11 protein-coding genes are annotated in these 12,746 nt (G+C 70.2%); 8 read left to right on the plus strand and 3 right to left on the minus strand.

The genetic code is table 11. The features are described 5' to 3' along the window. Positions 1 to 91 precede the first annotated feature (91 nt). Genes QY917_RS14660 through QY917_RS14670 form a run of 3 tightly spaced genes read left to right on the plus strand, consistent with a single transcriptional unit; the run spans position 92 to position 3,530 of the window. Positions 92 to 1,999 (plus strand): ABC transporter permease, encoded by a 1,908-nt coding sequence (locus QY917_RS14660; protein ID WP_123675330.1) that lies wholly within the window; start codon positions 92 to 94, stop codon positions 1,997 to 1,999. Next, on the plus strand, positions 1,996 to 2,754 hold the full coding sequence (locus QY917_RS14665) for an ABC transporter ATP-binding protein (RefSeq protein WP_123675329.1): 759 nt from the start codon (positions 1,996 to 1,998) through the stop codon (positions 2,752 to 2,754). Before QY917_RS14660 ends, QY917_RS14665 begins: the two co-directional genes overlap by 4 nt. Continuing rightward, positions 2,751 to 3,530, plus strand: coding sequence for an ABC transporter ATP-binding protein (locus QY917_RS14670; protein ID WP_123675328.1), 780 nt, complete (start codon positions 2,751 to 2,753; stop codon positions 3,528 to 3,530). The genes QY917_RS14665 and QY917_RS14670 overlap by 4 nt, the downstream gene beginning before the upstream one ends. Before the next feature lie 30 nt (positions 3,531 to 3,560). Here QY917_RS14670 and QY917_RS14675 read toward each other — a convergent pair whose 3' ends face one another. Then, positions 3,561 to 4,478 (minus strand): LysR family transcriptional regulator, encoded by a 918-nt coding sequence (locus QY917_RS14675; protein ID WP_123675327.1) that lies wholly within the window; start codon positions 4,476 to 4,478, stop codon positions 3,561 to 3,563. A gap of 108 nt (positions 4,479 to 4,586) precedes the next feature. Here QY917_RS14675 and QY917_RS14680 point away from each other — a divergent pair, with 108 nt between their 5' ends. Then, complete coding sequence (locus tag QY917_RS14680; RefSeq protein ID WP_123675326.1) at positions 4,587 to 5,396, plus strand: SDR family NAD(P)-dependent oxidoreductase; 810 nt, start codon at positions 4,587 to 4,589, stop codon at positions 5,394 to 5,396. A 128-nt stretch (positions 5,397 to 5,524) separates the two neighbouring features. Here QY917_RS14680 and QY917_RS14685 read toward each other — a convergent pair whose 3' ends face one another. Continuing rightward, on the minus strand, positions 5,525 to 7,258 hold the full coding sequence (locus QY917_RS14685; RefSeq protein WP_088887903.1) for a methyl-accepting chemotaxis protein: 1,734 nt from the start codon (positions 7,256 to 7,258) through the stop codon (positions 5,525 to 5,527). Between the two features lie 45 nt (positions 7,259 to 7,303). Continuing rightward, positions 7,304 to 8,842 carry a YifB family Mg chelatase-like AAA ATPase gene (locus QY917_RS14690; RefSeq protein WP_123675325.1) on the minus strand — a complete coding sequence of 513 codons (1,539 nt, stop codon included), beginning with the start codon at positions 8,840 to 8,842 and terminating at the stop codon, positions 7,304 to 7,306. Positions 8,843 to 9,061: 219 nt separating this feature from the next. Here QY917_RS14690 and QY917_RS14695 point away from each other — a divergent pair, with 219 nt between their 5' ends. The 4 genes from QY917_RS14695 (at position 9,062) to QY917_RS14710 (ending at position 12,716) form a co-directional block, all read left to right on the plus strand. Further along, a complete protein-coding gene (locus tag QY917_RS14695) occupies positions 9,062 to 9,793 on the plus strand; it encodes a TorF family putative porin (RefSeq protein WP_088887901.1) in 732 nt (243 codons plus the stop codon). A 20-nt stretch (positions 9,794 to 9,813) separates the two neighbouring features. Beyond that, positions 9,814 to 10,152 (plus strand): P-II family nitrogen regulator, encoded by a 339-nt coding sequence (gene glnK / locus QY917_RS14700; RefSeq protein WP_011803632.1) that lies wholly within the window; start codon positions 9,814 to 9,816, stop codon positions 10,150 to 10,152. 46 nt (positions 10,153 to 10,198) lie between these two features. Further along, on the plus strand, positions 10,199 to 11,626 hold the full coding sequence (locus tag QY917_RS14705) for an ammonium transporter (protein ID WP_123675324.1): 1,428 nt from the start codon (positions 10,199 to 10,201) through the stop codon (positions 11,624 to 11,626). A 139-nt stretch (positions 11,627 to 11,765) separates the two neighbouring features. Beyond that, positions 11,766 to 12,716 carry an SMP-30/gluconolactonase/LRE family protein gene (locus tag QY917_RS14710; RefSeq protein WP_123675323.1) on the plus strand — a complete coding sequence of 317 codons (951 nt, stop codon included), beginning with the start codon at positions 11,766 to 11,768 and terminating at the stop codon, positions 12,714 to 12,716. Positions 12,717 to 12,746: the final 30 nt, after the last annotated feature.

Consider the following 12,746-nt stretch of genomic DNA (forward strand, 5'->3'; position numbering starts at 1 on the left):
GCGGCCGCTACCGCGGGGCGACCCGGGCGCTATGGCTGCGGGCTTCACCCGTGCGGGCTGCGGTGGCCCTGTGCGGCATTGGACGACTGACATGGATGTTTCGGGGCTGCTGGCCCAACTGCTCAATGGCCTGGCGGGCGCTTCCACGTTGTTCCTCGTGGCGGCGGGGCTGTCGCTGATCTTTGGGGTGATGCGCATCGTCAACTTCGCGCACGGCTCGTTTTACATGCTGGGCCTGTACCTGGCCTATGCCCTGGTGGAGCGTCTGGGCGATGCCCTCGGCTTCTGGCCTGCGCTGCTGCTGGCTCCGCTGGCCGTGGGCCTGCTGGGCGCGGCGGTGGAGGTGCTGCTGCTGCGCCGCATCTACCGCGCACCCGAATTGTTGCAGCTGCTGGCCACCTTCGCCTTGGTGCTGGTGATCAAGGACGCGGCGCTGTGGCTCTGGGGGCCGGAGGAGCTGTTCGGCCCGCGCGCGCCGGGCCTGGAGGGCGCGGTGGACCTGCTGGGCCGGCGCTTCCCGGCCTACGACCTGTTCCTCATCGCCGTGGGGCCGCTGGTGCTGGTGCTGCTCACGCTGCTGCTCACGCGCACGCGCTGGGGCACGCTGGTGCGCGCCGCCACGCAGGACCGTGAGATGGTCGGTGCGCTGGGTGTGAACCAGGCCTGGCTGTTCACCAGCGTGTTCGCGCTGGGGGCCCTGCTGGCAGGCCTGGGCGGCGCGCTGCAGCTGCCGCGCGAGCCCGCCAGCCTGGAGCTGGACATGCTCACCATCGGCGCCGCCTTCGTGGTGGTGGTGGTGGGCGGCATGGGCTCGCTGCCCGGCGCCTTCGTGGCGGCGCTGGTGATTGCCGAGCTCAAGGCCGTGTGCATCTGGCTGGGCGTGGTCGAGGTCGCGGGGGTGGAGGTGGCCTTTCCCCGGCTCACGCTGGTGGTGGAGTTCCTGGTGATGGCGGCCGTGCTCATCTGGCGGCCCTGGGGCCTCATGGGCCGCCCGCAGGCCGTGGTGCGCGGCGTGGGCGCGCCCGAGGCGCCGCTGCGCCGGGCAGGGCAGGGCGCCACGGCCGCCTGGTGCGCGTTGGTGCTGGGCCTGGCGCTGCTGCCGCTGGCGGTGGAGCCGGGCAGCTACGCCACCGTGCTGCTGACCGACATCGCGATTGCCGCGCTGTTCGCCGCCAGTCTGCATTGCATCCTGGGGCCGGGCGGGTTGCATTCGTTCGGCCATGCGGCGTACTTCGGCCTGGGCGCCTACGGCGCGGCGCTGCTGGTGCGCTGGCTGGACTGGCCCATGGGCACGGCGCTGCTGCTGGGGCCGCTGGTGGCGGCGGTGGGCGCGCTGGTGTACGGCTGGTTCTGCGTGCGCCTGTCGGGCGTGTCGCTCACCATGCTGACGCTGGCGTTCGCACAGATCACCTGGGCCATCGCCTACCAGTGGGACGGGTTCACCGGCGGCAGCAACGGCATCACCGGCGTGTGGCCGCCGCAGTGGGCCGCGCAGGGCGCGGGCTTCTATTGGCTGGTGCTGGCGCTGGCCGTGGCGGGCATCTACCTGCTGCGGCGCATGCTGTTTGCGCCGTTGGGCTGGGCGCTGCGCGCGGCGCGCGACTCGGCGTTGCGGGCCGACGCCATTGGCATCGACGTGCGCGGCGTGCAGTGGGCCGCCTTCGTGGTGGCGGGGCTGCTGGCCGGTCTGGCGGGGGCGCTGTACGTGTTTTCCAAAGGCAGCGTGGCGCCCGATGCGCTGGGCGTGTCGCGCTCGGTGGACGGGCTGGTGATGGTGCTGCTGGGCGGCATGCAGCAGCTGGCCGGGCCGGTGGTGGGCGCGGGTGTGTTCACCTGGCTGCATGACACCGTAGCGCGCAGTACTGACTACTGGCGCGCGCTGCTGGGCGGCATCATGCTGCTGCTGGTGCTGCTGTTTCCTCAAGGAATCTCGGGTTTTGCGCAGATGTGGCAAGCGCGAGCAGCTATCAAAAACAAAGCGCAGGAGGGCGCGCCATGAGCCTGCTGCAGGTCCAGGGGTTGCGCAAGTCCTTCGGCGGCGTGCAGGCCGTGCAGGGCGTGTCGTTCGCGCTGCAGGCCGGCGAGCTGCTGGCGCTGATCGGCCCCAATGGTGCGGGCAAGAGCACCACCTTCAACCTGGTGGGCGGGCAGCTCCCCCCGGACGATGGGCGCGTGCTGCTGCAGGGGCAGGACATCACCGGCCTGGCGCCGCGCGCCGTCTGGCGGCGCGGCGTGGGCCGCACCTTCCAAATCGCGCAGACCTTCGCCAGCTTCACCGTGCTGCAGAACGTGCAGATGGCGCTGCTGTCGCACGACCGGCACGCCTGGCGCTGGTGGCGCCGTGCCGATGCGCACCGCCCGCAGGATGCCCTGGCGCTGCTGGAGCAGGTGGGCATGGCTGCCCAGGCGCAGCGCCCGTGCAGCACGCTGGCCTACGGCGACGTCAAGCGCGTGGAGCTGGCCATGGCGCTGGCGCACGCCCCGGCGCTGCTGCTGATGGACGAGCCCACCGCCGGCATGGCACCGGCCGAGCGCCTGGCGCTCATGCAGCTGGTGCAGCGCATCGCGCGCGAACGGCACATGGGCGTGCTGTTCACCGAGCACAGCATGGACGTGGTCTTCGGCCTGGCCGACCGCGTGGCCGTGCTGGTGCGCGGCCAGCTGCTGGCCGAAGGCACGCCGCAGCAGATCCAGGACGACGCGCGGGTGCAGGCCGCCTACCTGGGCACGGGGCTGGCACTGGAGTCGGCATGACGAATCAAAACGATAGCGCCTTGCACTTGCCCAGCAAAGTTCTAGAAGCAAAAACACCCTTGCTGGAGGTGGCAGACCTGCACGCCTGGTACGGCGCGGCCCACATCCTGCACGGCGTATCGCTGAGCGTGGGGCCCGGCGAGGTGGTGGCCCTGATGGGGCGCAACGGCGCGGGCAAGTCCACCACGCTCAAGGGCATTGCCGGCCTGCTGGAGCGGCGCAGCGGGCGCATCGAATTCCTGGGCCAGCGCATCGACCGCCAGCCGCCGCACGCCATCGCGCGGCGCGGCCTGGGCTACGTGCCCGAGGACCGGCGCATCTTCACCGACCTCACGGTGCTGGAGAACCTGGAGGTGGGCCGCCAAAAACCCCGCCACTGGCCGGACGGCACGCCCGCGCCGCTGTGGACGCCCGAGCGGCTGTTCACGCTGTTCCCCAACCTGGGCGAAATGCCCGACCGCCCCGGCGGGCGCATGAGCGGCGGAGAGCAGCAGATGCTGACCGTGGCGCGCACCCTCATGGGCCAGCCGCTGCTGGTGCTGCTGGACGAGCCCTCGGAGGGCGTGGCGCCGGTCATCGTGCAGCAGATGGCGCGCACCATCCGCGCGCTGAAGGCCCAGGGCATCGGCATCCTGCTGAGCGAGCAAAACCTGCCCTTCGCCGAGGCCGTGGCCGACCGCGCCTGCGTGCTGGAGCAGGGCCGCATCGTGTACAGCGCCGGGATGGCGCAGCTCGCGGGCGACGCCGCGGCGCGGCGGCAGTACCTGGGCGTCTAGCGGCCCAGGGACACGTGGGGGCCAGGCCGTTCAGGCGGCGGCCACCTGCGCCAGATGCTCCGCCACCACCTGCGCCAGCCAGTCCATCACCGTGCGCACGCGCCGCGGCAGGTTGCGGCGGTTGGCGTACATCAGCGTGAGCGGCATCGGCGGGGCGGCCAGTTGCGGCAGCACTTCGACCAGATCGCCGCGCGCCAGCAGGTCCACCACGCCCAGGTGCGGCACCTGGATCAGGCCCAGCCCCGCCAGGCAGCCGGCCATGTAGGCCTCGGCATTGTTCACCGTGAGGGCGCCCTGCATGGGGGTGAGCACGAGTGCGCCATCCACCACGGCCTCGAAGCCTGCAGAGCGGGCGCCCAGCGTGTTCACGAAATGCACCAGCCGGTGGCCCGGCAGGTCGGCGAGCGAGCGTGGCGTGCCATGCGCGCGCAGATAGGCCGGGCTGGCGCAGTTGACCAGCCGCGCCAGCCCCAGCGGGCGCGCGACCAGGCTGCTGTCCACCACGGCGCCCGTGCGCAGCACGCAGTCGAAGCCCTCGCGCACCACGTCCACGCGGCGCTCGGTGCTGCTCAGCTCCATCTCCAGACCGGGGTGGCGCGCCAGCAGTTCGGGCAGGCGGGGCACCACCACGTTGCGCGCCATGCCGGTGGACATGTCGATGCGCACGCGTCCTCTCAGGCCGGCGCCGTCGAGGTGCTGGAACATGGACTGCAGTTCGTCCACGTCCGCTAGCAGATCCTTGCACCGCTCGTAATAGGCCTGCCCGTCCTGCGTGAGCTGGACGCGCCGGGTGGTGCGGTGCAGCAGGCGCGTGCCGAGCTGGGTTTCGAGTTGCTGCACGGCGGTGGAGGCGCTTGCCTTGGGGATGCCCAGCGCTTCGGCGGCCTGCGTGAAGCTGGCCAGCTCGGCCACGCGGACGAAGATGTGCATGCGGTCAAACGGGCTCATTGTTCGTATCCAAAGAACGATGCGATCAATTTTCAGTGATTTATGGATGCAGCGCGGATCAATAGAGTCCGCTCACTGCTTCTCACTCCTCACTGAAAGGTTCCCGCCATGACCCACGCCGCATCTTCTTCCTCCTCTACGGCCACCGCCGGCATGGCCGCCCGTCCGGCCATCGCCCTCATCACCGGCGGCAGCCGGGGACTGGGCCGCAATGCCGCGTTGCACGTGGCGCGGTCCGGCACCGATGTGATCCTGACCTACCGCAGCCAGGCCGCCGAGGCGCAGGCCGTCGTCGCAGAGATCGAGGCCCTCGGCCGCCGCGCCGTGGCGCTGCCCCTGGACGTGGCGGCCAGCGCCACCTTCACCGCTTTCGCAGGCCAGGTGCGCGACGTGCTGGTGCGGCACTGGCAGCGCGAGCGCTTCGACTTCCTCGTGAACAACGCGGGCGTGGGCGTGTATGCCAGCTTCATGGAGACCACCGAGGCGCAGTTCGACGACATGGTCAACATCCACCTCAAGGGCGTGTTTTTCCTCACACAGAAGCTGCTGCCGCTGATGAACGACGGCGGGCGCATCCTGAACGTGTCGTCGGGCCTGGCGCGGTTCGCGCTACCGGGCTACGCGGCCTATGCGGCGATGAAGGGCGGGGTGGAGGTGCTGACGCGCTACCTGGCCAAGGAACTGGGCGCGCGCGGCATTGCCGTGAACGTGGTTGCGCCTGGCGCGATCGAGACGGATTTTGGCGGCGGCGCCGTGCGCGACAACGCGCAGCTCAACGCCTTCATCGCCGGCCAGACCGCGCTGGGCCGCGTGGGCCTGCCGGACGACATCGGTGGCGTGATCGCTGCGCTGCTGCAGCCGGGCACGGGCTGGGTGAACGCACAGCGCATCGAGGCATCGGGCGGCATGTTCGTTTGACGCCCGGCATCGGGGCTGCGCCTGGTTGCTTTACTGCATTTTTGGGCTGTAGTGCTTGTTATATAAGCGCTAGCAGCTATAAATAACGTAGCAAAACGAGGCGGGTGGGTTATCCCCGCCCGGGGCGCTCAGAAGGCTTCCCAATCGTCGTCGCTGTGGCGCGCGGCGGCCGGGGCCGCCTTGGCCGCTGCCGGTGGGCGGGCGGGCGCCGCCAGCGTGCGCGCTGCTGCGGGGGGCTTGGTCGTTGTGGTCGTTGTGGCCGGTGCGGGCCGGCGGAGGGGGGCGGGCGCTGCCGCTGCCGTTGCCGTCTGGGCGGCCTGCAGGCCTTCCACGCGGAACACGCTCACTGCCTGGGCCAACTGGCCAGCCTGGGCCTTGAGCGAGCCCGTGGCGGCGGTGGCTTCCTCCACCAGTGCGGCGTTCTGCTGCGTGACCTGGTCCATCTGCGTGATGGCCTGGTGCACCTGCTCGATGCCCGCGCTCTGCTCCTGGCTGGCGGCGGTGATCTCGGCCACCAGGTCGCTCACGCGCTGCACGCTCTGCACGATGGCGTCCATGGTGCGGCCGGCTTCCTCGACCTGGTGGGAGCCTTCCTCCACCTTGGCGACCGAGTCGCCGATCAGGCCCTTGATGTCCTTGGCGGCAGCCGCGCTGCGCTGTGCCAGTGCACGCACCTCGCCGGCCACCACGGCAAAGCCGCGGCCCTGCTCGCCGGCGCGTGCGGCCTCCACCGCGGCGTTCAGCGCCAGGATGTTGGTCTGGAAGGCGATCGAGTCGATCACGCCGATGATGTCGCTGATCTTGCGGCTGCTGGCGTTGATGGCGCCCATGGTCTGCACCACGCCGGCCACCACCTGGCCGCCCTGCGTGGCCGTCTGCGCGGCGGAGGAGGCCAACTGGTTGGCCTGGCGCGCGTTGTCGGCGTTCTGGCGCACGGTGCTGGTCAGCTGCTCCATCGAGGCGGCGGTTTCCTGCAGCGAGCTGGCCTGCTCCTCGGTGCGCGAGGACAGGTCCTGGTTGCCTGCGTCGAGCTGGCTGGACGCCGTGGCGATGCCGTCGGTGCCCGAGCGCACGCGCGCCACCACCTGCGACAGGCTGGCGTTCATCTCCTGCAGCGCCTGCAGCAGCTGGCCGGTCTCGTCGCGCGAATCGACCTGCACGCGGCTGGTGAGGTCGTTGGCCGCCACGGCGCGCGCCACCTGCACGGCCTGCGCCAGCGGCCGCGTGATGCCGCGTGTGAGCCACCATGCGCACAGGGCGCCTGCGCCCAGGCCGAGCACGCCCAGCACGATCAGCCACAGCCGGCTTTGCCCATAGGTGACATTGATCCCCTGCGCCGTGGCGTCGATGCGGGAGCGTTGCATGTCCAGCAGGCGCTGGATCAGCGCCACGTACTGGTCGGTGGCGGGCAGGTACACCTGGGTGAGCAGGCGTTCGGCCTCCTCCAGCTGGCCCTCGGCCTTGGCCTTCACGGCCTGGTCGCGCGAGGACAGGTAGGTCACGCGCGCCTTCTGAATGTCGGCCCACAGGGCCTTTTCCTCGTCGCTGGTGAGCAGCGTCTCGATACGCTTTTGCAGCTCGGCCGATTCGCGCGTGGAGGTGGCGGTGTCTGCCGCGAAGAACTGGCCGAGCGAAGGGTCCGTGCTCTTGACGATGGCCGAGGTGCGCCGCGCCGCGCTGTACACATAGCGGTACCAGTCGCTGATCATGCGCTCCACCGCCAGGGGTTGCTGCGTCATCTCGTTGGTGGCTTGCGCCACGGTCTGCAGGCGCCATACGCCAAAGGCCGTCATCAGGGCCATCAGCAGCAGGACAAGGGCGAAGCCGCCTCCCAGGCGGGTGCCGATGCTGAGGTTTTTCATAGGATTTTCAGGAGGATTCAAACAAGGAAGGGCAGCGGTGGAGCGTCACGCCGGTGCGCGCAGGGCGCGCCGGTATTGCACGGCTTCGGCCACATGGGCGGCGCCCACGGTCCCGCAGCCCGATAGATCGGCAATAGTACGTGCAACCTTGAGGGCCCGGTGCGTGCTGCGCGCCGACCACGCCAGGCGCGCCGCCGCGGCCTGCAGGAACCGCGCGGCCGCGGTGTCCAGCGCCGCCATCTGTTCCAGCTCCTGGCCCTGCAATGCCTGGTTGGCCTTGCCCTGGCGCTGGAGCGCTCGTTCGTGCGCGCGGGCCACGCGTTCGCGCACGGCGCCGCTGGGTTCGCCGGGCGGGGCGCCCAGCAGTTCCTCGGGCGGCAGCGCGGGCACCTCCACATGCAGGTCGATGCGGTCCAGCAGCGGGCCGCTGAGCTTGCCCTGGTAGCGCGCGATCTGGTCGGGTGTGCAGCGGCAGGCGCGCTGGTGCGAGCCCGCAAAACCACAGGGGCAGGGGTTCATGGCCGCCACGAGCTGAAAGCGCGCCGGGAACTCGGCGCGCTGCGCCGCCCGGGCAATGGTGATGCGCCCGCTCTCCAGCGGCTCGCGCAGCGCTTCCAGGGCGCTGCGGGCGAATTCGGGGAATTCATCGAGGAACAGCACGCCTTCGTGCGCGAGCGAGATCTCGCCCGGGCGCGGCGGCGAGCCCCCGCCCACCAGCGCGATCGCGCTGCAGCTGTGGTGCGGGCTGGCTGTGGTGCGCTGCATCCACTGTGCGGGGCTGAAGCGCCCGGCCAGGCTGGCAATGGCCGCGCTCTCCAGCGCTTGCTCCACCCCCATCGGGGGCAGCAGCCCGGCAAAACGCTGGGCCAGCATGGACTTGCCCGAGCCCGGAGGCCCCACGAGCAGCAGCCCGTGCCCGCCTGCGGCAGCGATCTCCAGTGCGCGCTTGGCCGCGGCCTGCCCCTTCACGTCGGCCAGGTCCGGGCCATCGGTGGCCGGGGCCGGCGGCGCGGGTTGCAGCCGCTGCCAACCGCCGTCGTCCGCGCCATCATCGTTCGGCGGGGGCACGGGCACGAACTGGCGTACCACGTCCAACAGGTGGTGCGCGCGGTAGATCTCGGTGCCCGGCACCAGCGCAGCTTCTTCGGCGCTGCCGGGGGGAAGCACCGTGCGCACGGGCTGCGCCAGCGCGCGCAGCGCCAAGCTGGTCGCCAGGGCGCCGCGCACCGGGCGCAGCAGGCCCGACAGCGATAGCTCGCCGGCGAACTCCCAGCCGTCCAACCGGGCCGCGTCGATCTGCCCGCTCGCGGCCAGGATGCCCAGCGCGATCGGCAGGTCGAAGCGGCCGGAGTCTTTGGGCAGATCGGCCGGCGCCAGGTTCACGGTGATCTTCTTGTTGGCCGGGAATTCCAGCCCGGCGTTCTGCAGCGCGGAGCGCACGCGCTCGCGCGCCTCCTTGACCTCGACATCGGCCAGGCCCACCAGCGCGAAGCTGGGCAACCCGTTGGCCAGGTGTACTTCCACAGTAACGGCGGGCGCGTGCAGGCCCAGCAGGGCGCGGCTTTGCACCAAAGCAAGACTCATCGCAACGGATCTCCCCAGGCATGTGCGTGCAACCATGGCGACGGATGCGCAAGGGGGGCCGCCCTGCACCAGGCTGGTGCGAAATGCGCCGGGCTGCAACCCCTGTGACTGCACGTATGCCTCAGGATGGTACCCGGCAGGCCGTCGCGGGGCGGATTTCGGGGTGGCACGGTCCATGCATTGAGGGGGTGTCAACCGTCGCCCAACACTGGAGGAACCATGCACCGCTTTTCCCTCAAGACCCTGGCCCTCGCTTTTGCGGCCGTCGCCGTACCGGGCCTTGCCAGCGCCCAGCTCACGGCCAATGTGTCGCTGACCAGCAACTACAAGTTCCGCGGCCAGGACCAGGACGTGAACCGCATCAAGGCCGTGAACCCGGCCATCCAGGGCGGGTTCGACTACAGCTTTGGCGACAGCGGCTTCTACGTGGGCAACTGGAACTCCAGCGTGGACTGGCTGTCCGGCAACTCCATCGAGGCCGACTTCTACGGCGGCTACAAGTTCAAGGCCGGTGAGGTGGACCTGGATGTGGGCGCGCTCACGTATGTGTACCCGGGCAACACCAACGGCAACACCACCGAGCTGTACGGTGCGGCCACGTACGGCCCGTTCACGGCCAAGTACTCGCACACCGTGTCCAAGGATTACTTCGGCTGGGCGGGCGCCAAGACCTCCAGCAACCGTGGGCGCAACACGGGCTACCTGAACCTGGCGTTTGCGCAGGAGGTTGCGCCCAGCGTCACGCTGAAGGCGTCCGTGGGCTACACGCGCTTTGCCAGCGATATCAAGGATCTGGGCGTGCCCAACTACGTGGACTATAGCGTGGGCGGCGCCTACGACTTCGGCGCCGGCCTGTCGTTGTCCGCGGCGGTTGCCGGAGCCAACAAGAAGGGCTTCTTCGGCGATGCCAACAAGGCCCGCCTGATCGTCTCCCTCACCAAGACCCTCTAACTCTCGACAAGGAATCGATCATGAAAATGGTCACCGCCATCATCAAACCCTTCAAGCTCGACGAGGTGCGCGAGTCCCTGTCGGACATCGGCGTGCAGGGCATCACCGTGACCGAGGTGAAGGGCTTTGGCCGCCAGAAGGGCCATACCGAGCTGTACCGCGGCGCCGAGTACGTCGTGGACTTCCTGCCCAAGGTGAAGATCGAGGCCGCCGTGGCCGACGAGCTGGTGGAACGCGTCATTGAGGCCATCGAAGGCGCGGCCCGCACCGGCAAGATCGGCGACGGCAAGATCTTCGTGGCGCACCTGGAGCAGGTGGTGCGCATTCGCACCGGCGAGACCGGCCAGGAAGCCCTGTGAGCGCGCGCCGCACAGGCATTCGTCCCTCCCGACCCAGAGATCTGCCATGAAAAAACTATTTGCTTCCCTACTGATCGGTGCAAGCCTGCTGGCCGGTGGCGCCGGCGCGCTGGCCCAGACACCCGACGCGGCCGCGGCGGCTTCGGAGCCCGTGGCCGTCGCCCCCGCGCCTGCGCCCGCTGCCGAGCCCGTCGCAGCACCTGCTGCGGCACCCGCACCCGCGGCAGCGGCAGAGGCGCCCGCCGCGCCCAAGGTGGACTCGGGCGACACCGCCTGGATGCTGACCTCCACGCTGCTCGTGATCCTGATGATCATCCCGGGCCTGGCCTTGTTCTACGGGGGGCTGGGCCGCACCAAGAACATGCTGTCCGTGCTGATGCAGGTGTTCGTGATCTTTGCCCTGGTGTCGCTGCTGTGGTCCATCTATGGCTACAGCCTCGCGTTCTCCGGCGAGGGCCAATTCGTGGGCGACCTGTCCAAGCTTTTCCTGAAGGGCGTGAGCCAGGAAACCTTTGGTGCGCTGGCGACCATTCCTGAATACGTGTTCATCGCCTTCCAGGGCACGTTCGCGGCCATCACCGTGGCGCTGATCGTGGGCTCCTTTGCGGAACGCATGCGTTTTGCGGCCGTGCTCATCTTCGCGCTGCTGTGGTTCACCTTCAGCTACGTGCCCATGGCCCACATCGTGTGGGGTGGCGGCCTACTGGCGGCCGACGGCGCGCTCGATTTTGCGGGCGGCACCGTGGTGCACATCAATGCCGGTATCGCGGGCCTGGTGGGTGCCTACATGGTGGGCAAGCGCATCGGCTTTGGCCGCGAAGCGTTCACTCCGCACTCGCTCACGCTGACCATGGTGGGCGCCTCGCTGCTGTGGGTGGGCTGGTTCGGCTTCAACGCCGGCTCTGCAGGGGCCGCCAACGCCGTTGCGGGCCTGGCCTTCGTGAACACCGTTCTGGCCACCTCGGCCGCCACGCTGTCGTGGATCGCCGGCGAAGCGCTGCACAAGGGCAAGGCCTCCATGCTGGGCGCGGCCTCGGGCGCGGTGGCCGGCCTGGTGGCGGTCACGCCCGCCGCGGGCTTCGTGGGCCCCATGGGCTCCATCGCGATCGGCCTGATCGCCGGCCTGGTCTGCCTGTGGGGTGTGGGCGGCCTGAAGAAGATGCTGAACGTGGACGATGCCTTTGACGTGTTCGGCGTGCATGGCGTGGGCGGCATCGTGGGCGCCATCCTCACCGGCGTGTTCGCGGCCCAGGGCCTGGGCGGCACCGGCGGCCTGACGCCCGACACCTTCAGCATGGGCGCGCAGGTGTGGGTGCAGGTCAAGAGCGTGCTGTTCACCATCGTGTGGTCGGGCGTGGTGTCCTTCATCGCCTACAAGGTCGCCGACCTGCTGGTGGGCCTGCGCGTGAGCGAGGAAGCCGAGCGCGAGGGCCTGGACATCACCTCCCATGGCGAGACGGCCTACCACCGCTGAGCGGCGTTGAACGGCGGGCGCCGCGTGGTGGCGCGGCGCCCCCGATGACAAGCGAGCAACTCCCTGTCCCGTTTTTGGGCCCGCCCTTGGCGGGCCTTTTCTTTGGGCGGCGCGCAGGCCCGGGGCCAATAATGCCTGCATGAACACTGCCTGGACACCCCTGGCCGCCGCGCCCGCGCAACTCGGCGAATCTCCCTTCTGGCACCCCCTGGAGTCCCGTCTGTACTGGGTGGACATCGCTGGCCGCGCGCTGTGGCGCAGCGGCGCGCACGGAAGCGATGCGCAATGCTGGCCCCTGCCGGCCGAGCCCGGCTGCATCGCGCCGGCGCGCCAAGGGGGCACACCCGCAGGCCTGGTGGTGGCGCTGCGCGACCGCATCTGCCACGCGCCGCGCTGGGGCGGGCCGCTCCTCACGCTGGCGCACTTGCCCATCGACCCGGCGACCGAGCGTGCCAACGACGGCAAGTGCGACGCGCTCGGGCGCCTGTGGGTGGGCACGGTGCATGAGCCCGCCCAGGGCCCGCGCCAGCCCGTCGCTGCGCTGTACTGCATCGACCTGCGCGGCCGGGACCAGGCCGGCCCCGATGCTCCCACGGTGCGCCGCATGCTGGACGGCGTGGCCACCGCCAACGGCCTAGCCTGGTCGCCGGACGGGCGCACGCTGTATTGGAGCGACACGCCCTCGCACACCATCCGCGCCTGGGACTGCAACGCGCAGTTGGAGCCCATCGGGGCGCCGCGTGTGTTGCACCGCTTTGCGACGCGCGATGAGGCAGTCCCCTATGGCGGCCGCCCGGACGGTGCCGCTGTGGATGTCGAAGGCGCCTACTGGTGCGCGCTGTACGAGGGCGCGCGCGTGCTGCGCTTGTCGCCGCGCGGTGAGGTGCTGGCCGAGCTGCCCACGCCGCTGTCCTGCCCCACCATGCCCTGCGTCGGTGGGCCGGACGGACACACGCTGTTCGTCACCTCTGCACGCAAGGGCCGCAGTGCCGATGAGCTGGCGCGCTGGCCTCAGTCGGGGCAGGTGCTGTCCACCCGCGTGGCCGTGGCGGGGTTGCCCGTGGCCTGGTGCGAGGTCGGCCAGCGCTGACCCCTGCGGCGCGCATGGCTGCCAGCGCCA

The organism is Diaphorobacter sp. C33, assembly GCF_030503915.1.
GTDB lineage: Bacteria > Pseudomonadota > Gammaproteobacteria > Burkholderiales > Burkholderiaceae_C > Diaphorobacter > Diaphorobacter nitroreducens.